General features: G+C 68.5%; 19 protein-coding genes. 9 read left to right on the top strand and 10 right to left on the bottom strand.

Going from position 1 to position 20,266, the window contains the following annotated elements:
- Positions 1 to 77 precede the first annotated feature (77 nt).
- Both ACG04R_RS08325 and recA read right to left on the bottom strand, forming a co-directional pair.
- The gene (locus tag ACG04R_RS08325) at positions 78 to 641 is read right to left on the bottom strand and encodes a regulatory protein RecX (protein WP_394408304.1); all 564 of its coding nucleotides are present in this window, start codon (positions 639 to 641) and stop codon (positions 78 to 80) included.
- Positions 642 to 657: 16 nt separating this feature from the next.
- Positions 658 to 1,695: a recombinase RecA gene (recA, locus tag ACG04R_RS08320; RefSeq protein ID WP_394407992.1), complete on the bottom strand. Its 1,038-nt coding sequence runs from the start codon at positions 1,693 to 1,695 to the stop codon at positions 658 to 660.
- A 153-nt stretch (positions 1,696 to 1,848) separates the two neighbouring features.
- Between recA and ACG04R_RS08315 the strand changes: the two genes are divergently transcribed.
- Together ACG04R_RS08315 and ACG04R_RS08310 are read left to right on the top strand one after the other, a co-directional pair.
- Positions 1,849 to 2,520, top strand: coding sequence for a response regulator (locus ACG04R_RS08315; RefSeq protein WP_394407989.1), 672 nt, complete (start codon positions 1,849 to 1,851; stop codon positions 2,518 to 2,520).
- The gene (locus tag ACG04R_RS08310; protein WP_394407986.1) at positions 2,520 to 4,025 is read left to right on the top strand and encodes a sensor histidine kinase; all 1,506 of its coding nucleotides are present in this window, start codon (positions 2,520 to 2,522) and stop codon (positions 4,023 to 4,025) included. The genes ACG04R_RS08315 and ACG04R_RS08310 overlap by 1 nt, the downstream gene beginning before the upstream one ends.
- Here the strand turns inward: ACG04R_RS08310 and rodA are convergent.
- The 5 genes from rodA to ACG04R_RS08285 all read right to left on the bottom strand — a co-directional run bounded on the left by rodA (position 4,003) and on the right by ACG04R_RS08285 (position 9,879).
- Complete coding sequence (gene rodA, locus ACG04R_RS08305; RefSeq protein WP_394407983.1) at positions 4,003 to 5,157, bottom strand: rod shape-determining protein RodA; 1,155 nt, start codon at positions 5,155 to 5,157, stop codon at positions 4,003 to 4,005. The genes ACG04R_RS08310 and rodA overlap by 23 nt on opposite strands.
- Positions 5,154 to 7,169: a penicillin-binding protein 2 gene (gene mrdA, locus ACG04R_RS08300; protein ID WP_394407980.1), complete on the bottom strand. Its 2,016-nt coding sequence runs from the start codon at positions 7,167 to 7,169 to the stop codon at positions 5,154 to 5,156. The genes rodA and mrdA overlap by 4 nt, the downstream gene beginning before the upstream one ends.
- A gap of 6 nt (positions 7,170 to 7,175) precedes the next feature.
- Entirely contained in the window at positions 7,176 to 7,697 is a 522-nt protein-coding gene (gene mreD / locus ACG04R_RS08295) for a rod shape-determining protein MreD (protein WP_394407976.1), read from the bottom strand.
- 100 nt (positions 7,698 to 7,797) lie between these two features.
- A complete protein-coding gene (gene mreC / locus ACG04R_RS08290) occupies positions 7,798 to 8,802 on the bottom strand; it encodes a rod shape-determining protein MreC (protein ID WP_394407973.1) in 1,005 nt (334 codons plus the stop codon).
- A gap of 33 nt (positions 8,803 to 8,835) precedes the next feature.
- Positions 8,836 to 9,879 (bottom strand): rod shape-determining protein, encoded by a 1,044-nt coding sequence (locus ACG04R_RS08285; protein ID WP_056191483.1) that lies wholly within the window; start codon positions 9,877 to 9,879, stop codon positions 8,836 to 8,838.
- Positions 9,880 to 10,090: 211 nt separating this feature from the next.
- On the opposite strand from ACG04R_RS08285, the gene gatC reads away from it, so the two are divergent.
- Genes gatC through gatB form a run of 3 tightly spaced genes read left to right on the top strand, consistent with a single transcriptional unit; the run spans position 10,091 to position 13,328 of the window.
- The gene (gene gatC / locus ACG04R_RS08280; RefSeq protein ID WP_394407970.1) at positions 10,091 to 10,390 is read left to right on the top strand and encodes an Asp-tRNA(Asn)/Glu-tRNA(Gln) amidotransferase subunit GatC; all 300 of its coding nucleotides are present in this window, start codon (positions 10,091 to 10,093) and stop codon (positions 10,388 to 10,390) included.
- The gene (gene gatA / locus ACG04R_RS08275) at positions 10,387 to 11,874 is read left to right on the top strand and encodes an Asp-tRNA(Asn)/Glu-tRNA(Gln) amidotransferase subunit GatA (RefSeq protein ID WP_394407967.1); all 1,488 of its coding nucleotides are present in this window, start codon (positions 10,387 to 10,389) and stop codon (positions 11,872 to 11,874) included. The genes gatC and gatA overlap by 4 nt, the downstream gene beginning before the upstream one ends.
- A gap of 2 nt (positions 11,875 to 11,876) precedes the next feature.
- Positions 11,877 to 13,328 (top strand): Asp-tRNA(Asn)/Glu-tRNA(Gln) amidotransferase subunit GatB, encoded by a 1,452-nt coding sequence (gene gatB / locus ACG04R_RS08270; RefSeq protein ID WP_394407964.1) that lies wholly within the window; start codon positions 11,877 to 11,879, stop codon positions 13,326 to 13,328.
- A gap of 36 nt (positions 13,329 to 13,364) precedes the next feature.
- Here the strand turns inward: gatB and ACG04R_RS08265 are convergent, their stop codons facing one another.
- From ACG04R_RS08265 to ACG04R_RS08255, 3 genes are all read right to left on the bottom strand, one after another.
- Complete coding sequence (locus tag ACG04R_RS08265; protein WP_394407961.1) at positions 13,365 to 14,057, bottom strand: hypothetical protein; 693 nt, start codon at positions 14,055 to 14,057, stop codon at positions 13,365 to 13,367.
- A gap of 6 nt (positions 14,058 to 14,063) precedes the next feature.
- Positions 14,064 to 14,732: an orotate phosphoribosyltransferase gene (gene pyrE / locus ACG04R_RS08260; RefSeq protein ID WP_394407958.1), complete on the bottom strand. Its 669-nt coding sequence runs from the start codon at positions 14,730 to 14,732 to the stop codon at positions 14,064 to 14,066.
- Between the two features lie 109 nt (positions 14,733 to 14,841).
- Positions 14,842 to 17,166, bottom strand: coding sequence for a TonB-dependent receptor (locus ACG04R_RS08255; RefSeq protein WP_394407955.1), 2,325 nt, complete (start codon positions 17,164 to 17,166; stop codon positions 14,842 to 14,844).
- A gap of 184 nt (positions 17,167 to 17,350) precedes the next feature.
- On the opposite strand from ACG04R_RS08255, the gene ACG04R_RS08250 reads away from it, so the two are divergent.
- The 4 genes from ACG04R_RS08250 (at position 17,351) to ACG04R_RS08235 (ending at position 20,218) form a co-directional block, all read left to right on the top strand.
- The gene (locus ACG04R_RS08250; protein ID WP_394408300.1) at positions 17,351 to 18,142 is read left to right on the top strand and encodes an exodeoxyribonuclease III; all 792 of its coding nucleotides are present in this window, start codon (positions 17,351 to 17,353) and stop codon (positions 18,140 to 18,142) included.
- Positions 18,143 to 18,296: 154 nt separating this feature from the next.
- Positions 18,297 to 18,659, top strand: a complete 363-nt coding sequence (locus ACG04R_RS08245; protein WP_394407952.1) for a hypothetical protein — start codon at positions 18,297 to 18,299, stop codon at positions 18,657 to 18,659.
- Between the two features lie 26 nt (positions 18,660 to 18,685).
- Entirely contained in the window at positions 18,686 to 19,507 is an 822-nt protein-coding gene (locus ACG04R_RS08240) for a hypothetical protein (RefSeq protein WP_394407949.1), read from the top strand.
- Between the two features lie 129 nt (positions 19,508 to 19,636).
- A complete protein-coding gene (locus ACG04R_RS08235; protein WP_394407946.1) occupies positions 19,637 to 20,218 on the top strand; it encodes a L,D-transpeptidase in 582 nt (193 codons plus the stop codon).
- The last annotated feature ends 48 nt before the right edge of the window (positions 20,219 to 20,266 follow it).

Genomic DNA, 20,266 nt, shown 5'->3' with positions numbered 1-20,266 from the left:
GAACCGCCGTGCTGGCGGCAGCCGGCAATGTAGCACGGAGGGTAAAAATGCCCCCTGCGCGCTGGGTCAAGCGGTCCTTAGGCTCTGAGCAAGCGGCGCACCACTTCGGGGGCAAACCCTCGGGCCAGCAGGAAACGCGTCTGCTTTGCGCGGTCTTCTGGGTTACGGGACGGTTCCGTGCCGAAACGCCTGAGCCAGACCTCGCGGGCTCGCTCCAGTTCGGAAGCACGCAGCGCGGCCTGCTGATCGGCATCCAGCCTCAGCCCGTGGTGGGCCAGTTCCTGCTGGATGCGCTGCGTGCCGAAGCGACCGGCCCGCACGTGTAGCCGGGATTCGACGAAGCGGGTTTCATCCAGATAGCCGTCGGCGGCAAGGGCGTCCAGCAGCGCGTCGACTGCCGCCGTGCCGGATTCGCTGTCGACTTCGGCGTCATCCTTATCGGGCCGCGCTTCGCTGCCCGAGCTTTCATCGAACCCGCCTTCGCGCCCTCTCAAGCTGGCAGATTGCGCCGCCGCGGCCTGCCGGGTGCGTTGTTGCTGCTCGATGCGCAGCAGCTTGCGCCGCAGTTCGGCGCGGCTGTGCTCGCGCTGGGCCAGCAGGCCGATGGCGCGAGCCTTCAGCGACAGGGGCTGCCGCGCCATGCCGGGCACGGCGGGCTTATTCCTCGGTCGGTGCGCTCAGCAGCGCCACGCCCAGGGATTCGCGAATCTTGTTCTCGATCTCGCGGGCCACGTCGGGGTTCTCGCGCAGGAACTCGCGGGCGTTGTCTTTGCCCTGGCCGATCTTCTCGCCCTGATAGGCGTACCAGGAACCAGACTTCTCAACGAGCTTGGCGATGACGCCCATGTCGACGATTTCGCCCTCGCGGCTGATGCCCTCTCCGTAGAGGATGTCGAACTCGGCGGTCTTGAACGGGGGCGAGACCTTGTTCTTGACGACCTTGACCTTGGTCTCGGAGCCGATGACTTCCTCGCCCTTCTTGATGGAGCCGATGCGGCGGATGTCCAGGCGCACGGATGCGTAGAACTTCAGCGCGTTGCCGCCGGTGGTCGTCTCGGGCGAGCCGAACATGACGCCGATCTTCATGCGGATCTGGTTGATGAAGATGACCATGCAGTTGGTCTTCTTGATCGTGGCGGTCAGCTTGCGCAGCGCCTGGCTCATCAGGCGGGCCTGCAGACCGGGCAGGCTGTCGCCCATCTCGCCTTCGAGTTCGGCCTTGGGCGTGAGGGCGGCGACCGAGTCGACGACGATGAGGTCCACCGAGCCGGAGCGCACCAGCGCGTCGACGATCTCGAGGGCCTGTTCACCGGTATCGGGCTGGCTGATCAGCAGGTCCTGCAGATTGACGCCGAGCTTCTGGGCGTACTGGATGTCGAGGGCGTGCTCGGCATCGATGAAGGCGGCGGTGCCACCGAGCTTCTGCATCTCGGCGATGACTTGCAGCGTCAACGTGGTCTTGCCGGATGACTCCGGACCATAGATTTCGACGACGCGGCCGCGGGGCAGGCCGCCGACGCCCAGCGCGATGTCCAGGCCCAGCGAGCCGGTGGAGACGACCTGGATGTCTTCGATGACTTCGCCTTCACCGAGACGCATGATGGAGCCCTTGCCGAACTGCTTTTCGATCTGGGCGAGGGCGGCTTGCAGGGCCTTGGCTTTTTCGGTGTTCAGGGCTTTGACGGGCGCGTCCATGTGTTTCTCCAGTGCGATGTCGGAATTATGGGGCAATCTGTATGTTTGTACAGTATTTCATCCCCAGGCTTGATGAGCATCCTAGGCGCTGGGTGGCTCATGGCGTGAGCCACATGACCAACACATAACATCGGCGCCGGAGACATAAACACCATGCGCATCCTGATTGCCGAAGACGACCAAGTGCTGGCCGATGGCCTGTTGAGAGCGCTGCGCGCGTCGGGCTATGCGGTGGACCGCGTCAGCTCGGGCACCGAGGCCGATACAGCGTTGGCGACGCACGAGTTCGACCTCGTCATCCTCGACCTCGGCCTGCCACGCCTGCATGGGCTGGAGGTGCTGCGCAAGCTGCGCGCGCGCGGCTCGACGATGCCGGTGCTGATTCTGACCGCGGCCGACAGCGTCGAGCAGCGCGTGAAGGGCCTGGACCTGGGCGCGGACGACTACATGGCCAAGCCGTTCTCGCTGCAGGAGCTGGAGGCGCGCGTGCGGGCGCTGACGCGTCGCGGCCTGGGCACGGCCAGCAGCGTCATCAAGCACGGTCCGCTGACGTTTGATGCCACCGGCCGCGTGGCCTACATCAACGACCAGATGCTTGAACTGTCCGCGCGTGAGCTGTCGCTGCTGGAGGTGCTGCTTCAGCGCGCGGGTCGTCTCGTCAGCAAGGACCAGCTCGTCGAGCGCCTGTGTGAGTGGGGCGAGGAGGTCTCGAACAACGCCATCGAGGTCTACATCCACCGGTTGCGCAAGAAGATCGAGCAGGGCCCGATCCGCATCGCCACCGTGCGTGGCCTCGGTTACTGCCTGGAAAAGATCGCCGGCTGATGGCGAAGGACGGCAGCAGCCCCCAGCAGGGCTCGCTGTTCGGCGAGATCCTGGACTGGATGCTCGCCCCGCTGCTGTTGATCTGGCCGATCAGCGTGGCGCTGACATGGCTGGTGGCGCAAGGCATCGCCAACCGCCCCTACGACCGCGAGCTGGGCGAGATGGCGCGCAGCCTGGGTCAGCAGGCGGCCGCGGCGGAGGCACCGGCCAAGGGGCGCGACCGCTACGCGCTGGCGCCGGAAGCCGCGGCGCTGCTGCGTGTGGATGCGTCGGACACGGTCTTCTATCAGGTGCTGGGCGTGCGCGGCGAACTGCTCAGTGGGGATGCTGCGCTGCCGGTGCCAACGGACGATGCCCCAGTCGTGCCGTGGGAGCTGCACTTCCGTGACGACGAGGTCGGTGCGGAGTCGGTGCGCGTGGCCTACCTGTGGGTGGCGTCCGAGGGGCAGGCCGTGTCGGGCAAGACCATGCTCGTGCAGGTGGCCGAGACGCTGGGCAAGCGCACGCGTCTGACGAACGAGATCATCAAGGGCGTCATCCTGCCGCAGTTCGTCATCCTGCCGCTGGCGGTGCTGCTGGTGTGGCTGGCGCTGGCGCGCGGTATCTCGCCGCTGAACGAGCTGCAGCGGCGCATCCGCTCGCGCGAGAGTTCTGATCTGTCTCCCATCGACGAGCAGCGCGTGCCCGACGAAGTGGCGCCGCTGGTTCAGGCCATCAACGACCTGCTGGCACGGCTGGACTCGTCGATGAGCCGGCAGAAGCACTTCCTGGCCGACGCCGCGCACCAGTTGAAGACGCCGCTGGCCGGGCTGCGCACGCAGGCCGAGCTGATCCAGCGAGAGATCGACACCGGCCGTGCGTCGCCCGAGGAGCTCAAGCGTTCGCTCGCACACATCGCGCGGGCCAGCGAGCGAGCGGCGCACATGGTCAACCAGCTGCTGTCGATGGCGCGGGCCGAGGACGCCGAGCAGGCGCTGCGCCGCGAGCCGGTCAACCTCGCCGAGATCGCCGTCGACACCGTGCGCGACTTCGTCCCGCGCGCGCTGGAGCGACGCATCGACCTCGGCTACGACGGCGTGCTGCCGGAAGACAGCCGGCTGCACGTGCAAGGCCAGCCGGTGCTGATCGGCGAGCTGATCCGCAACCTCGTCGACAACGCGCTGCTGTACACGCCGGCGGGTGGCGTCGTGACGGTGCGCATCGTCGAGGACCCGTTCGGCCAGGTCGTCGTGCTGCAGGTCGAGGACACCGGCCCGGGCATCTCGCCGGGCGAGCGTGAGAAGGTCTTCCAGCCGTTCTACCGGTCGCTGGGCAGCGGTGTCGAAGGTTCGGGCCTGGGCCTGGCCATCGTCCGCGAGATCGTGCAGCAGCACGACGCCGAGCTGACGCTGGACGACACCCGTGTGCGCCGTGCGGCGGGCGGCGAGTCGCCGGATGGCCAGGGGCCGGGGGCGAGATTCACGATCCGGTTCGCGGCAGTGCCTACGTTTTCACCAGCTTCCTGACCCGCGCGATCGACAGCAGCAGCCCCAGGCTCAGGCCCAGCGTCACCATCGCCGTGCCGCCGTAGCTGATGAAGGGCAGCGGCACGCCGACGACGGGCAGGATGCCGCTGACCATGCCCATGTTGACGAAGACGTAGGTGAAGAAACTCAGCGTCACGGCGCCGGCCATCAGCCGCGTGAACAGCGTCGGCGCGTCGGACGCGATCATCAGCCCGCGCAGGATCAGCGCCGTGAAGCCGAACAGCAGCGCCAGCGCGCCGAACAAGCCGAACTCCTCGCCGAAGGCCGCGAAGATGAAGTCCGTCGTGCGTTCGGGGATGAACTCCAGATGGGTCTGCGTGCCCTTCATGAAGCCCTTGCCGGTGGTGCCGCCGGAGCCGATGGCGATCTCGCCCTGGATGATGTGGAAGCCCTTGCCCAGCGGGTCCTTGCTCGGGTCCAGCAGCGTGCAGATGCGGTGCTTCTGGTAGTCCTTCAGCACCGGCCAGGTCACGTCGGGCTCGCAGATCTTGTCTTCGCTGAGCACCAGCGCCGTCGCGGCGGCCGCGCCGATGACGAAGGCCGGCACGATGAGCTTCCACGGCAGGCCGGCGAAGAAGATCACGTACAGCCCCGCGGCCAGCACGAGGATGCCGGTGCCGAGGTCGGGCTGCTTGGCGATCAGCAGGAAGGGCAGCAGCAGCAGGCCGAAGGCGGCAATGAAGTCGGGCCAGCGCAGGATGCCCTCGCGCTTCTGGAACCACCAGGCCAGCATCAGCGGCGTAGCGAGCTTGAGCAGCTCGGAGGGCTGGATCTGCGTCACGCCGATGCTGAGCCAGCGCGTCGCGCCTTTCTTCGTGACGCCGAACAGCGCCGTCGCGACCAGCAGCAGCACGCCCACGGTGTAGAGCGGGATGGCGACGGCCATCAGCTTCTGCGGCGGTACCTGGGCGACGATGAACATCAGGCCCAGCGCCAGCACCATGTTGCGGGCATGGTCGGGGAAGCGCGTGCCGTTGTCGTAGCCGGCCGAGTACATGCACAGCAGGCCCCAGGCGCACAGCCACAGCACGGCGAGCAGCAGCGGGATGTCGAAGCCGACAAGCCAGGGCCGCAGCCGGCTCATCAGCGGCGGGCGTTCGATGACCGTCATTGCGAGGCTCCTGAAGCGGGTGCCGAGGCGGAGGAAGCCGCAGGCGCGGCGTAGCCCGGCTGTCCTGGCAGCGGCACGTCGGCAGCGCGGCGCGGCGTGCCGATGGGTGCAAAGGTCTGACCCAGCTGCGTCTTGGCGATGTCTTCCTCGCTGGGGTACTGGCCCAGCAGCAGGTAGTCGAATACGCGCCGCGCGATCGGCGCCGCCGACATCGAGCCGAAGCCGGCGTTCTCGACGATCAGCGCCAGCGCCACGGTCGGGTGGTCCAGCGGCGCGAAGGCGACGTACAGGGAGTGGTCGCGCTTTCGCTCGTCGGCCTTGATGCTGCTGTACTTCTCGCCGGCCTTCAGGCTGACGGCCTGGGCCGTGCCGGTCTTGCCGGCACTCTGGTAGGGCGCGCCCATGAAAACCTGGCGCGCGGTGCCTTCCAGCGTCACGCCGTTCATCGCGTTGTGGATGATGGCCACGTCGGCGGGCTTGAGCGGCAGCGGTGGCAGCGCGTCGCTGGCGATGCGGCGGTCCTCGTGCTTGACCACGTCCTCGATGTCGCGCACCAGGCGCGGCTTGAAGCGCAGGCCGCCGGAGGCGATGGTCGAGTAGGCCGTGGCCATCTGCAGCATCGTGAAGTTGTTGTAGCCCTGGCCGATGCCCAGCGAGATGGTCTCGCCCGGATACCACCGCTTCTGTTCCGGCGTCTTGAACCGGCGGTCCGTGCGCTTCCACTCGGTCGACGGCAAGTCGCCCGTCACTTCACCCTGGACGTCGATCTCGGTGCGCCGGCCGAGGCCGAATGGCATCAACTGGTCGTGGATGAGATCCACGCCCATCTCGTTGGCCAGGCTGTAGAAGTAGACGTTGGACGAGGTGACGATGGCCAGCCGCATGTCCTTCGGCCCGGCGCGGTCGCCCTCGGCGCTGCCGAAGGTGCGGCCGCCGAAGCTGTAGGTCAGGTTGTCCTGGATGACCAGATGCGGGTCGCGTTTGCCGGTGTTCAGCGCAGCCATGGCCATCAGCGGCTTGAAGGTCGAGCCCGGCGGGTAGGTGCCCCGCAGCGCGCGGTTCAGCAGTGGCTTGTCGATGTCCTCGTTGAGGTCGCGCCACGAGTCGGCATCGATGCCGTCGACGAACAGGTTGGGGTCGAACGTGGGCTTGGAGACGAAGGCCAGCACCTCGCCGTTGCGCGGGTCGATGGCCACCAGCGCGCCGCGGCGCTCGCCGAACAGCTGCTCCACCAGCGCCTGCAGCTTGATGTCGATGGACAGGTGCAGCGTGTTGCCGGGCGTGGGCGGCTTGTGGTCCAGCCGGCGCACGGCGCGCCCGCCGGCGCTGGTCTCGATCTGCTCGAAGCCGGTCGTGCCGTGCAGCTCGCGCTCGTAGGCCTGCTCCAGCCCCAGCTTGCCGATGTACTCGGTGCCGCGGTAGTTGGCGATGTCCTCTTCTTCCCAGTCGTCCATGGCCTTCTTCTCGGCCTGGTTGATGCGGCCGATGTAGCCGATCAGGTGGGCGCCGACTTCGCCCAGCGGGTAGGAGCGGAACAGCCGCGCCTTGATCTCCACGCCGGGGAAGCGGAAGCGCTGCGCCGTGAAGCGCGCGACTTCCTCGTCGGTCAGCTTGGTGCGGATGGGCAGCGAGTCGGTGTGCTTGGCTTCCTCGAGCAGCCGCTTGAAGCGACGCTTGTCACGGGCCTGGATCTCGATGACCTTCGAGAGTTCCTCGATGGTGCCGTCCAGGTCGGTGACCTTCTCGGGGTTGATCTCCAGCGTGTAGGCAGAGTAGTTGCTGGCCAGCACGACGCCGTTGCGGTCCTTGATGAGGCCGCGGTTGGGCACGATGGGCACGACCGCGATGCGGTTGGACTCGGCGCGCTCGGCGAAGCTGTCGTACTGGATGACCTGCAGCCAGACCAGGCGCGAGATCAGCAGGCCGAAGCAGAACAGCACGAAGGCGCCCGCAGCCAGCACGCGCAGACGGAAGCGCGACAGCTCCTGGTGGAGGTTCTTGAGGACGACCACTTGGGCTTAGAGCGGACGGTGGGCGTCGCGGTCCGGCGCGCGTCGCTGGGGGGCGAGCAGCAGCACGCTGGCGACAGGCCACAGCGCGGCTTCGAACACCGGCGCCAGCAGCACGCCCCAGCCCGGCCACATGCCGCCAACGATCATCCGCACGACGAGGGCCAGCGCATGGGCGCCGAAGAACAGCGGCAGCACCTGGATGGATTGCGCGCGCAGCGAGAACCAGGGCAGGCGGCGGTGCAGCGCGATCGCGCAGAAGCTCAGGCCGCTGTAGGCCAGCGCGTGCTGGCCCAGCAGCGCGCCGTCGTGCACGTCGATGAGCAGGCCGAACACGAAGGCCCACAGCACGCCGACGCGGCGCGGCTGGTGCACGCCCCAGAACACCAGCACCACGGCCAGCACGTCCGGCATCGCGGCGACTCGCCCGACCGGCACCATGTCGATCATCAGCGAGGCGATCAGCGTGAAGCCGATGAACCAGGGATTGGCGGGCAGCAGCAGCCGCTCGGCGGCGCGCGGCATGATCATGGCGCGCTCTCCACGGGCCGCGCGCCGGGCCGCCCCAAGCAAGGCCCGGCCCCCTCGGGGGGCCGCCGCAGCGCGGCGGGGGGCAGGCATGCCAGCATGATCATGGCGTTGCTCCCGAGGCTTTGGCGGCCGCCTTCTCGGCCGCCTTTTCGGCGCGTGCGGCCTTCTTCACTTCGCGTGCCGTGGCCTTGGCTTCGGCGGCCGAGGCGGCTTCCGCGGCGCTGGCCACCTCGGCCTCCTTCTTGGCCGCGATGTGGCGGTCCATCGGTTGCAGCACCAGCACGTGGCGTGCGCTGTCGGGCTGAGCGATGGGCGCCAGCAGCACCAGGGCGAAGCTGGAATCACCGCGTCGCTCGACGGCCGTGACCTTGGCCACCGGCAGGCCGGGTGGGTAGACGCCATCCAGGCCGGAGGTCGTCATCAGGTCGCCGACCTTCACGTCCGCGTTGGCGGCCAGGAAGCGCAGTTCCATGCCCGAGCCGTCGGCGCGGCCGGCGGCGGCGTTGCGCATCTGCGTGCGGGCGTTCAGCAGCGGGATGGCGGCTTCCTTGTCGGTCAGCAGCGTCACCTCGGCGGACAGCGGATACACCCGCGTCACCTGGCCCAGCACGCCGGCTTCGTTGATGACCGGCGAGCCGGCGGCGATGCCCTGCGTCGCACCGCGGTCGATGACGACGCGGCGGGAGTACGGGTCGGGGGCCTCGAACAGGATCTCGGCGGCGTGCGATGGCACGGTCAGCGAGGGCTGCAGGTCCAGCAGCTTGCGCAGCCGCTCGTTCTCGGTCAGCAGCGCCGATGCGCGAGACAGCCGCTCGGCCTGCTCGGCGAGCTGGCGGCGGGCGAGGTCCTCGGCGGCCATGGCGCGCTTGGTGCCACGCAGGTAGTCACCGGCCGTCTCCCAGGCGTCGACCGGCGTCAGCAGCAGGCGCTGTACCGGCTGCAGCACGAGGGCCAGCGCGGCACGGGCCGGTTGCACGAGCTTGAAACGGGCGTCGGCCACCATCAGCACCAGCGCCAGCGCCGAACACAGCGCGAGCTTGGTCAGCGCCGACGGACCCTGGCGGAAGAACGGCGGTGGGGAGCGGTCGAGGGTGCCGAAAGGCATGGCGCGCGGGGCGCTTTGAGAGAGCTTGTGGGCTTATTCGGAGGTGAAGATGCTGCCCAGGCGCTCCATGCGCTCCAGGGCCATGCCGCAGCCGCGCACGACGCAGGTCAGTGGGTCTTCGGCCACCAGCACCGGCAGGCCGGTCTCTTCGCCCAGCAGGCGGTCCAGGTCGCGCAGCAGCGCGCCGCCACCGGTCAGCATCATGCCGCGCTCAGCGATGTCGGCACCCAGCTCGGGCGGCGTCTGCTCCAGCGCGTTCTTCACGGCGGAGACGATCTGGTTCAGCGGGTCGGTCAGGGCTTCCAGGATCTCGTTGGACGAGATCGTGAAGCTGCGCGGCACGCCTTCGGAGAGGTTGCGGCCCTTGACCTCCATCTCCTTGACCTCGGAGCCGGGGAAGGCGGAGCCGATGTTCTTCTTGATCGCCTCGGCGGTGGGCTCGCCGATCAGCATGCCGTAGTTGCGGCGGATGTAGTTGATGATGGCCTCATCGAACTTGTCGCCGCCGACGCGGACCGAGCCCTTGTAGACCATGCCGCCCAGCGAGATGACACCGACTTCGGTCGTGCCGCCGCCGATGTCGACGACCATGGAGCCCGAGGCCTCGGCCACCGGCAGGCCGGCGCCGATCGCGGCGGCCATCGGTTCCTCGATCAGGTAGACCTCGCTGGCGCCGGCGCCCAGGGCCGATTCGCGGATCGCGCGGCGCTCCACCTGGGTCGAGCCGCAGGGCACGCAGATGATGATCCTCGGCGACGGCTTGAACGTCTTCGAGTCGTGGACCATCTTGATGAACTGCTTGAGCATCTGCTCGGTGACGGTGAAGTCGGCGATGACGCCGTCCTTCATCGGGCGGATGGCCTCGATGTTGCCTGGCACCTTGCCCAGCATGGCCTTGGCCTCGCGGCCGACGGCCTGGATGGTCTTCTTGCCGTTGGGGCCGCCCTCGTGGCGGATCGACACGACGGACGGTTCGTCGAGGACGATACCTTTGCCGCGCACGTAGATCAGGGTGTTGGCGGTGCCGAGGTCGATGGCGAGGTCGGTGGAGAAATAGCGGCGCAGGGAGGCGAACATGGTGGGCGCGGGAGGAGCCTCGCCGGCGGGCGCGGCTCGAAATCGGGGGGCTGAATAAGCAGCGAGGCCGCCCGGACGGCGACGAATTGCATCGCTGAGAGGGCAGCCTCGAAGGCCATGAAGATGGGCGGCGATAATAACCGATCACCCCTGTTTTGAGCCCGTCTGCAAAGGCTTTTGCGCTCAAACCTTACACCTGAAAACGACCCCAATGAGCCTCACCCTCGACGACGTGAGCCGCATCGCGAACCTGGCCCGCCTGGAGCTTCAACCAGCCGAGTCGCAGGCGCTGCTCGGCAACCTGAACGACTTCTTCAAGATCGTGGACCAGATGAGCGCCGTCGACACCGCTGGCGTCGAGCCGCTGTACACGCCGCTGTCGGCCATCCAGCAGGTGCAGCTGCGCCTGCGCGACGACGTGGTCACCGAGAGCAACCAGCGCGAGCTGAACCAGCGCAGCGCCCCGGCCGTCGAGGACGGCCTCTTCCTCGTTCCCAAGGTCATCGAATGAAGCCCGTTCACGACATGGGCGTGGCCGAGCTGGCCGCCGCCCTGAAGAGCCGTGCCCTGTCCAGCCGCGAGGCGACGCAGGCCGCGCTGGATCGCATCGCCGCCCATGAAAAGCTGGGCGCCTTCCTGCACGTCGACGCCGACGTCGCGCTGGCCCGGGCTGACGCCGCCGATGCGCTGATTGCCGCCGGCAACGCCTGCCCACTGACCGGTGTGCCGATCGCGCACAAGGACATCTACGTCACGGCCGACATGCCGACGACGGCCGGCTCCAAGATCCTGGCCGGCTACCGCAGCCCGTTCGACGCCACCGTCGTCGCCCGCCTGAACGCGGCCGGCACGGTCAGCGTCGGCAAGCTCAACTGCGACGAGTTCGCGATGGGCTCGGCCAACGAGAACAGCGCCTTCGGCCCTGCGCACAACCCGTGGGACGTGTCCCGCGTGCCGGGCGGTTCGTCCGGCGGCTCGGCCGTCGCCGTGGCCGCGCGCCTCGTTCCCGGCACCACCGGCACCGACACCGGCGGCTCCATCCGCCAGCCGGCCAGCTTCACCGGCATCACCGGCATCAAGCCGACCTACGGCGTGTGCTCGCGCTACGGGATGATCGCCTTCGCCTCCAGCCTGGACCAGGCCGGCCCGATGGCCCGCTCGGCCGAGGACTGCGCGCTGCTGCTGTCGGCCATGAGCGGCTTCGACGAGCGCGATGCGACCAGCGTGCAGCAGCCGCCGCAGGACTTCCACGCGCAGATGCTGGCCGCCCGTGAAGGCGCCGCCGCGGGCAAGCCGCTGGCGGGGCTGCGCATCGGCCTGCCGAAGGAGTTCTTCCCGGCCGGGCTATCGGGCGATGTGAACGCCGCCGTGCGTGCGGGTCTTGCCGAGCTGGAGAAGCTGGGAGCGACGCTCGTGGACGTCAGCCTGCCGCGCACCGAGCTGGCCATCCCCGTCTACTACATCATTGCCCCGGCCGAGGCGAGCTCGAACCTGAGCCGCTTCGACGGCGTCAAGTTCGGCCACCGCGCGGCCCAGTACGACGACCTGCTGGACATGTACAAGAAGACGCGCGCCGAGGGCTTCGGCCCCGAGGTGAAGCGCCGCATCATGATCGGCAGCTACGTGCTCTCGCACGGCTACTACGACGCCTACTACCTGCAGGCCCAGAAGCTGCGCCGCATGATCGCGGACGACTTCCAGCAGTGCTTCACGCAGTGCGACCTGATCGCCGGCCCGGTGGCGCCCACCGTCGCGTGGAAGCATGGCGAAGGCAAGGACAACCCAACGCAGGCCTACCTGGCCGACATCTTCACGCTGCCCGGCTCGCTGGCCGGCCTGCCCGGCATGAGCGTGCCGGTAGGCGCCGGCGAAGGCGGCATGCCCGTTGGCCTGCAGCTGATCGGCAACTACTTCAAGGAAGGGCAGTTGCTGCACACCGCGCATGCTCTCCAGCTGGCGACCGACTGGCACCAGCGCGCTCCGGCAGGAATCTGAACATGCCCACGACGCCCAAACTCATCCGCGGCTACGAGGTCGTCATCGGCCTGGAAAACCACGTCCAGCTGTCGACGCAGTCGAAGATCTTCAGCGGCTCCTCCACGGCCTTCGGTGCCGCGCCCAACACGCAGGCCTCGCCGGTGGACCTGGCCCTGCCTGGCACGCTGCCGGTGCTGAACCGCGCCGCCGTCGAGCGGGCCATCCGCTTCGGCCTGGCGGTCGGTGCCAAGGTCGCGCCGCTGTCCATCTTCGCCCGCAAGAACTACTTCTACCCCGACCTGCCCAAGGGCTACCAGATCAGCCAGTTCGAGATCCCGGTCGTGCAGGGCGGCGCGGTGGAGTTTTTCGTTGGCGACGTGAAGCACAAGGTCAACCTCACCCGCGCCCACCTGGAAGAAGACGCGGGCAAGAGCCTGCACGAGGACTACCACGGCCAGTCGGGCATCGACCTGAACCGCGCCGGCACGCCGCTGCTGGAGATCGTCTCCGAGCCCGACATGCGCTCGGGCGCCGAGGCGGCCGAGTACGCCAAGACGCTGCATGCGCTGGTGATGTGGCTGGGCATCTGCGACGGCAACATGCAGGAAGGCTCGTTCCGCTGCGACGTCAACGTGTCGGTGCGCAAGCCCGGCGAGCCCTTCGGCACGCGGCGCGAGATCAAGAACCTCAACAGCTTCCGCTTCCTCGTCGACGCCGTGAACTACGAGGTCAACTGGCAGATCGACGAGATCGAGGACGGCCGCAAGATCCAGCAGGCGACCGTGCTCTACAACCCGGACACTGGCGAGACCCGCGCGATGCGCAGCAAGGAGGACTCGGCCGACTACCGCTACTTCCCCGACCCCGACCTGCCGCCGCTGGTCATCGCGCCGGAGTGGGTGGAGCGCGTGAAGGGCGAGATGCCGGAGCTGCCGGCTGTCATGGCCAGGCGCTTCATCGAGGTCGACGGCCTGCCCGAGTACGACGCGACGATGATGACGCAGAGCCTGGCGACGGCGCGCTACTACGAGGCCGCCAAGGCTGCGGGTGCGACGCCGAAGCTCGTCGCCAATTGGGTCATGGGCGAGATCAGCAAGCGGCTCAATGCGTCGGGTGGCGAGATCGACGCCGCGCCGGTCGGACCCGAACTGCTGGCCAAGCTCATCGGTCGCATCTCCGACGGGACGATCTCGAACAACGCCGCCAAGCAGGTGTTCGAGGTGCTGTGGACCGGTGAAGCGAGCGACGTCGACGCCGTCATCGAGGCCAAGGGCCTGAAGCAGGTCAGCGACACCGGCGCCATCGAGGCCATCCTCGACGAGGTGCTGGCTGCCAACCAGAAGTCGGTCGACGAGTTCCGCGCCGGCAAGGACAAGGCGTTCAACGCGCTGGTCGGCCAGGCGATGAAGGCGACCAAGGGCAAGGCCAACCCGGCGCTGGTCAACGAGCTGCTGAAGAAGAAACTCGGCTGATGCCCGCGGCCGGCCTCGCCGTGCGGGATCGGCCGCTCAGCGTTTGGACGCGGAGGGTGAGGCCGGCAGCGCCGTCTTGGGCGCATCCTCCAGCGGCGGCATCGAGCCCGGTGCGGCGCCGGCCCACAGTTTCTTGAGCCGTGCGAGCTCGGCGTCGAAGCGCGTGTTGATGCGCACGATCTCTGCCTTCTGGTTCTCGATGAGCACCTGCTGGGCCTCGACGGCGGCATCGTTGGCGTCCAGCGCCTGCTTGAGCTTGCCCGGCAGCGGCTTGCCCTTGTAGAACTCGGCCTCGTCCAGCAGCGGCTTGCGCTCCTGGCCCAGGTCCTTGATGCGGCGTTCGGAGATGCGCATGGCCTTGTTGGCGTCGTCCAGCGCGAGGTTGCGTGCGCGCTGGTGGGCTGCCTCGGTGGGGTAGCGCTGCATCAGCGTGCGGTCGCGGCGGACGGCGTCCTGCTGGGCGATACGGTCGGCCGCGGCGCGTCGGTCGGCGGCTTCCTTGGCGGCGCGCTCCTCGGGGCTGAGGAAGGGCGGCAGCGTGCTGCGCTGCGAGCCGTCGGCGTTCAACACGCGTTGCTCGCGCGCGGTGCACTCGGGGATGGGCCGGTCGCTGGTCAGCTTGCGGCCGTCGGCCGTCGTGCAGGTGTAGATGCCCTTGCCGGGCATGGTCTCCTGCCCCCAGGCGGTGGAGGCAAGCAGCAGGCCGGTGACGATCAGCGCGCGTTTCACGGCCAGTCAGACTCCGTAGCGCTCTCGGTAGGCCAGCACGGCCGGGCGGTGCGCGGCGAGTTCCGGGGCGCCGTCCAGGTAGGCCAGCAGGTCGGCAAGACCCGCCACCGCGACCACCGGCATGCCGTAGCGCTGCTGCACCTGCTGCACGGCGGACAGCGGGCTGTCGACGCCGCCTTCGGCCGCCTTCTCCTGGCGGTCCAGCGCGATGGACACGCCGCAGGGCTGGGCGCCGGCGGCTTCGATCATCTGGATGGATTCGCGCACCGACGTGCCGGCGGAGATGACGTCGTCGATGATGAGCACGCGGCCCTTGACCGGCGCGCCGACGAGGGTGCCGCCCTCGCCGTGGTCCTTGGCCTCCTTGCGGTTGTAGGCGAAGGGCACGTTGCGGCCGCGGCGGGCGAGCTCCATCGACACGGCGGCTGCCAGCGTGATGCCCTTGTAGGCCGGGCCGAAGATCATGTCGAACGGCAGGCCCGAGGCGATCAGCCGCTCGGCGTAGAAGCCCGCCAGTCGGCCGAGCTTGGCGCCGTCGTCGAACAGGCCGGCATTGAAGAAATAGGGGCTGAGCCGGCCCGCCTTCGTCTTGAACTCGCCGAAGCGCAACACACCGGCCTCGACGGCAAAGGCGACAAAGGACTGGGCGAGGGAATCGGTGGGCGCGGCGGACATGATCGCCAGGATTCTAGGGGTCAAAAAAAGAGGCCCGATCCCTAGAAGGGATCGGGCCTTGAGGTGGTTTACACCGAGTCGCAGGCGGGGCCCGCTTGTCGTCCGCGCGTCAGAACGACGCCTTGAACTGCACGCCGTAGCTGCGCGGTTCGTTGACGATGCCGGTCAGGTTGTCGAAGTCGATGGCGGCGACAACCTGCCGGTGGTTGGTGATGTTGCGCGAGAACGCGGCCACCTCGTACTTGCCGTTCTCCCAGCCGTAGCCGACGCGCAGGCCGCCTTCCAGCGCCGCCTTGGCCGTGTACTCCTTGGCCTCGTACAGGAACATGTTGTATTTGTCCTTGTAGGCCCAGTCGGTCAGCACGGTCAACTCGCCGGCACCGATCTCGGTGCTGTACTTCAGCGTCCAGTTCCAGACGATCTTGGGCGCGCGCGGCAGCGGGTTGCCGTTGATGCTGACCGTGCCGTTCGGGCCGGCTGCGTTGGTCACCGTGCAGCCGGTGTTGGCCTGCAGGAACTGGAAGTTCGCGTTGCCGCAGGGGGCAACGTAGAGGTTGGGGTCCTTGATCTTGGTGTCGTTGTACGAGAAGCCCAGCGTCGTGCGCCAGTCGCGGGCAATGATGGCCTGGGCGTCGAGCTCGAAGCCCTGGCCCTCGGCCTTGGCGGCGTTGACGAGGCGGTTCTGGTTGATGGAGCCGGAGCCTGCCGTCAGCTGCATGTCCTTGACGCGGTACTTGAACACCGAGCCGGAGATGCGGGCGGTGTTGTCCAGCAGGTCGGCCTTGAAGCCGGCCTCGACGGACAGCACCTTCTCCGAGTTGGCGATCGAGATCGGCGACGTGCCGGCGGGCACGGCGGACGCGTCGAAGAACAGGATGCGGCCCTGGATGGAGGGCGCGCGGTAACCGGTGGCGACGCGCGTGTACACGCTGGTGGCCTTGTCCAGGCTGTAGTTGGCACCCAGGTCCCAGCTCCAGTTGCTCGACTTGGGGTTGGCGGTCACGAGGGCGATATTGGGCAGCGTGGGGTGCTGCGTGCGCTGGGCGTCGAAGTCCTTCTTGTCGTCGGTGTAGCGCAGGCCGGCGGTGAGCTTGAGGTCGGGCGTGACGGCGTACTTCACGTTGCCAAACGCGGCCCAGGAGGTGGCTTCCTGGTGCTGCACGGCGTAGCCGTTCTGCGGGTCGCCGGCGGCGAAGCTGTCGAAGTTGAAGCTGTCCACCTGCAGCTTCTCGTTGAAGTAGTACAGGCCGGCGATCCACTGCAGCGGGTCGTTGGTGTTGGACTGCAGGCGGAACTCCTGCGTCGTCTGGCGCAGGTAGGGGATGCCGTCGGCGGTCTGGGAGTCGAACGGGATGAGTGCTGGCTGGCCGGGGTAGCTCGGGCCGTCTGGGATGCCACCGAAGCGGCTGCCGTAGCCGCCGTCCACGTCGCCGCGGCTGTAGAACTTGGCCTGATCGTGCGCGGTGATCGAGTACAGCGACATGCCGTCGAAGTCCCAGCGCAGCCGGGCGCTGACCTCGCTGGACTTCAGCGTCTGCGAGTTGTAGCCGTCGGTGGGGTAGTAGCTGTCGTCGTAGCCGTCGACGAGGTCGTTGGTGCCGCGCTTGATGATGTTGGCGCGGAAGGTCGTCGCCGTGCCCTTGTAGTCACGGGCCTGGACCTTGAAGAGGCCCTCGAAGCCGCCGGTCTTGTAGAGGGCCTGCAGGCGCAGTGCCTTGTCGTTGTAGCCTTCGAGGTCGGCGGTCGCGCTGCCGGTGGCGGCCAGCGGGTTGTGCACGCGGTTGTCCTGGCGCTGCACCAGGCCGGCCACGCGCAGCTGCAGGTCGTCGTTGACTGGCACGTTGACGGCCGTCTCCACGTTGACGGCGTTCCAGCGGCCCCAGCCGACGTTGGCATAGCCCTCCAGGCGCTTGGTCGGGCGGGCGGAGTCGAACTTCATGACGCCGGCCGGCGAGTTGCGGCCGAACAGCGTGCCCTGCGGGCCGCGCAGCAGTTCCACCTGCGCCATGTCGAAGACCGGGAACCCTTTCAGCGCGATGCTCTCCTGCACGACGTCGTCATAGACCAGGCCCACGGGCTGGGAGGCGTTCATGTCGAAGTCGGTGTTGCCCAGGCCGCGCACGTAGAAGCGCGGGAAGGTGCGGCCGTAGTCCGACTCGATGTTCAGGCTGGGCACCTTGCCGGACAGCGCGCGGATGTCCTGGCCGCTGGCGTTGTAGGTGTCGAGCTCCTCCGACTTGATCGCCGAGATCGACAGCGACACGTCCTTCAGGTTCTCGGCGCGGCGGCTGCCGGTAACGATGACGGCCTGCAGCTTGGTGACGTCGGCCTTGGCGTCGGGGGCCGCAGCTTCCTGCGCCACGGCCTGGTGCACGGGGAAGGCCGCGCCTAGCGCCAGCGCGAGCAGGGTCAGAGAAATGCGGTGATTCGGCATGGGAATTCCTCGGTTGACGGGTCGGTGAACGGGGGAGACGGGAAGCCGGGCACTTGTGATGCCTCTCGATTGCTACGGGATAGTAAAGATCACGTGACAATTTCAAGATGACGGTGAACCCGCCCCTGTTGTGCGTTTGCTGCACTGCGATACTGAGGAAAACCCAGATTCCATCGACGTGTCCATGCGCTTCATCACCGCCAACCTGAACGGCGTCCGCTCCGCGGCCAGCAAAGGCTTTTTCGACTGGCTGGACCAGCAGCAGGCCGACGCCGTGGGCGTGCAGGAGCTCAAGGCGCAGGCGGACGTCGTCGAGGCCAAGTTCCGCAGCTGCGGCAAGCTCGACGGCCACTTCCACTACGCAGAGAAGAAGGGCTATTCGGGTGTCGGGCTGTATACGAGGGAGCAGCCGAGCGACGTCATCACCGGTCTAGGGATTGCGGAATTCGACAGCGAGGGCCGCTGGGTCGAGAAGCGCTTCGACAAACCCGGCCGCAAGCTCAGCCTCATCAGCGTCTACTTCCCCAGCGGCACCAGCGGCGAGGAGCGCCAGCAGGTCAAGTACCGGTTCCTGGATGCGATGTACCCGCACCTGCAGGCGCTGAAGGCCGAGCGCGAGTTCATCCTCGTCGCCGACGTGAACATCGCGCACAAGGAAATCGACCTGAAGAACTGGCGTGGCAACCAGAAGAACAGCGGCTTCCTGCCCGAGGAGCGCGCTTGGCTGACGCGGCTGTTCGACACGGCCGAGGGCGCCGGCCTCGTCGACGTGTTCCGCACGCTGAACGACAAGGCCGAGCAGTACACGTGGTGGAGCAACCGCGGCGCCGCGCGCGCCAACAACGTCGGGTGGCGGCTGGACTACCACCTGGCCACGCCCGGCGTCGCTGCGCTGGCCAAGGCCGAGTCCATCTACACAGGCCAGATGTTCAGCGACCACGCGCCGCTGACGATCGACTACGACTTCACGCTCTGAGGGCCTCCCTAGCGTGGCGTAACCGGGCGCTACGCGGTGGGCGCGCCTCCTACAGCGCATCGGGCCGGGGACCGACCCCGGCCGTGACGTGACCCTCCTAGAGTGGACTCAACCGGTGGAGTTGCCGGTCCCCCCGCTTCACAAGGAGTCCCTCATGTCCAACCTCAAGACCGTCACCACTGCACTGACTGCCGCCGTCCTCGTGACCGGCATCGGCCTGGCCTGGGCCCAGAGCGAAGATCCGTCAGCCCAGCCGGCTGACACTGCGGCCAGCGCTGCCCCGATGCCCAGCGAGCAGACGCCCGCGGACCCGAACGCGGCACCGCCGGCGGACAGCACCGCGGCCAGCCCGATGCAGCAGCCCCAGCAGGCGCAGCAGGCCGATGACCCCTCGCGCACGACACCGCCTGCCGACACCACCAGCAGCACGCCGCTGCCGCAGGACAACCCGACCCCGGCCGCCACGACGCCCCCTGCGACCTCCAGCGAGCCCGCGCCCCGCGCCGACCGTCACTGAGCCCGCCTGCCGCGCCGAGGCCGAGCATGCGATTCGGGGCCCGCGCCGATGAAGCCGCCGCCGCCCGGCGGCGCGACATCCTCTTCGGCGTCGGGCAGGGCGCGCTGTTCGCAGCCGTCGCCCTGGCCGTGCTCTACATCGCCTTCGGCACGGGCGGGTTCCGGCGTCCCCACGCGCCGGCCCCCCGTCCCGTCGCCGTCGCGGCCGGGCTGCCCGCGTCGGCGCCCGCCATCGAGCGTCACCTCGACTTCGGCAGCGTCTCCGCGCCGGCCGATGTCACCCGCGTGGCCGCCTGGGCGGTGCGCGAGGCGGACAACGGCGACCGCCCCTTCGCCGTCGTCGACAAGCGCCGCGCCCAGGTCTACGTCTTCGAGCCCGGCGGCCGGCTGATCGGCACCAGCCCGGTGCTGCTGGGCTATGCGTCTGGCGACTACACGGTGGCCGGCGTCGGCAACAAGGCCATCGAGGACATCAAGCCCTCGGAACGCACGACACCCGCGGGCCGCTTCCAGTCCGAGCCGGGTCGCAACGCCGAGGGCAAGGAAGTGGTCTGGGTCGACTACGCCGCCGCCGTGTCCATGCACCGCGTGATCAACGACAACCCCCGGGAGCGCCGGCTGCAGCGACTGGCCACGCCGACGCCGGCGGACAACCGCATCAGCTGGGGCTGCATCAACGTGCCGGTGGACTTCTTCGAGAAGACCGTCTGGCCCCACATCGGTCAGCGCCGCGGTGTCGTCTACGTGCTGCCCGAGAGGCGGGCGCTGACGGCCTTCTTTCCTGCCGCCGCCGCACCGCAATACCTGGCTCAGGCTTCCGGCGGACAAGGTAACAGCGCCAAACCGTGAAGTCCTCGGCTGTGCGCCGCAGGCCCGCTTTCCTAGACTGCCCGCCAGGCTGGTGCGAGGTTGCGCCGGCCAGGAAGAGCGGGGCATCGCGTGGGCAGCAGTTGGGCAAGCCGGTTCAAGGCCGGCATCGTGGGCATCGTTGCAACCCTGGGCATCGTGGCGACGGCCGCGGCGTCCGTGGAGGTCGCCCTCCGGCCGGTCGCGCTCGATGCGCAGGACGGCCGCCCCTTCGCCATCGTCGACAAGCGCCAGGCGACGCTGTCCGTCTACGCCGCCGATGGCCGGCTCGTCGGCCGCACCGCCGCGCTGCTGGGCCTCACACCCGGCGACGCCGAGCCCGCCAGTGCCCGCGGCAAGGCACCGTCGGCGTTGGGCGAGCACGAGCGCGTGACACCGGCCGGCCGCTTCGAGGCCGTCCCGGGCCGCAACCTGAGCGGCGAGCGCGTCGTTTGGTTCAACTACGACGCCAACCTCGCCATCCACCGCCTGCGCCCGGTCGCCGCGGCGCAGCGCCGTCCGCAGCGGCTGGCATCGGCCGACGCGCGTGACCACCGCATCACGCTGGGCTGCGTCGTCGTCGAGCCGGCGTTCTTCGACGAGGTCGTGCTGCCCACGCTGGGCAACGGCCCCAGCCTGGTCTACATCCTGCCGGAGCGCGATCCGCGGGTCGCTGCGGGCAGCAGCGGCCAGCCGCACGCCGCCGCGCCCTGACCCAGGGCAATCCCGAGGTCCGGCTGGCCCGGAAAGTGCGTTCCAGGA

This window comes from Pelomonas candidula (assembly GCF_043555985.1).
Lineage (GTDB): Bacteria > Pseudomonadota > Gammaproteobacteria > Burkholderiales > Burkholderiaceae_C > Pelomonas > Pelomonas candidula.
The sequence above is the reverse complement of the archived record's forward strand: the minus strand, read 5'-3'. Positions and strand labels throughout refer to the sequence as shown.

Excerpts from the sequence above, each read along its gene's own strand:
- ACG04R_RS08325 (WP_394408304.1), bottom strand. The coding sequence starts at position 641 with ATGGCGCGGCAGCCCCTGTCGCTGAAGGCTCGCGCCATCGGCCTGCTG.
- recA (WP_394407992.1), bottom strand. The coding sequence starts at position 1,695 with ATGGACGCGCCCGTCAAAGCCCTGAACACCGAAAAAGCCAAGGCCCTG.
- ACG04R_RS08315 (WP_394407989.1), top strand. The coding sequence starts at position 1,849 with ATGCGCATCCTGATTGCCGAAGACGACCAAGTGCTGGCCGATGGCCTG.
- ACG04R_RS08310 (WP_394407986.1), top strand. The coding sequence starts at position 2,520 with ATGGCGAAGGACGGCAGCAGCCCCCAGCAGGGCTCGCTGTTCGGCGAG.
- rodA (WP_394407983.1), bottom strand. The coding sequence starts at position 5,157 with ATGACGGTCATCGAACGCCCGCCGCTGATGAGCCGGCTGCGGCCCTGG.
- mreD (WP_394407976.1), bottom strand. The coding sequence starts at position 7,697 with ATGATCATGCCGCGCGCCGCCGAGCGGCTGCTGCTGCCCGCCAATCCC.
- mreC (WP_394407973.1), bottom strand. The coding sequence starts at position 8,802 with ATGCCTTTCGGCACCCTCGACCGCTCCCCACCGCCGTTCTTCCGCCAG.
- ACG04R_RS08285 (WP_056191483.1), bottom strand. The coding sequence starts at position 9,879 with ATGTTCGCCTCCCTGCGCCGCTATTTCTCCACCGACCTCGCCATCGAC.
- gatC (WP_394407970.1), top strand. The coding sequence starts at position 10,091 with ATGAGCCTCACCCTCGACGACGTGAGCCGCATCGCGAACCTGGCCCGC.
- gatA (WP_394407967.1), top strand. The coding sequence starts at position 10,387 with ATGAAGCCCGTTCACGACATGGGCGTGGCCGAGCTGGCCGCCGCCCTG.
- gatB (WP_394407964.1), top strand. The coding sequence starts at position 11,877 with ATGCCCACGACGCCCAAACTCATCCGCGGCTACGAGGTCGTCATCGGC.
- pyrE (WP_394407958.1), bottom strand. The coding sequence starts at position 14,732 with ATGTCCGCCGCGCCCACCGATTCCCTCGCCCAGTCCTTTGTCGCCTTT.
- ACG04R_RS08255 (WP_394407955.1), bottom strand. The coding sequence starts at position 17,166 with ATGCCGAATCACCGCATTTCTCTGACCCTGCTCGCGCTGGCGCTAGGC.
- ACG04R_RS08250 (WP_394408300.1), top strand. The coding sequence starts at position 17,351 with ATGCGCTTCATCACCGCCAACCTGAACGGCGTCCGCTCCGCGGCCAGC.
- ACG04R_RS08245 (WP_394407952.1), top strand. The coding sequence starts at position 18,297 with ATGTCCAACCTCAAGACCGTCACCACTGCACTGACTGCCGCCGTCCTC.
- ACG04R_RS08240 (WP_394407949.1), top strand. The coding sequence starts at position 18,686 with ATGCGATTCGGGGCCCGCGCCGATGAAGCCGCCGCCGCCCGGCGGCGC.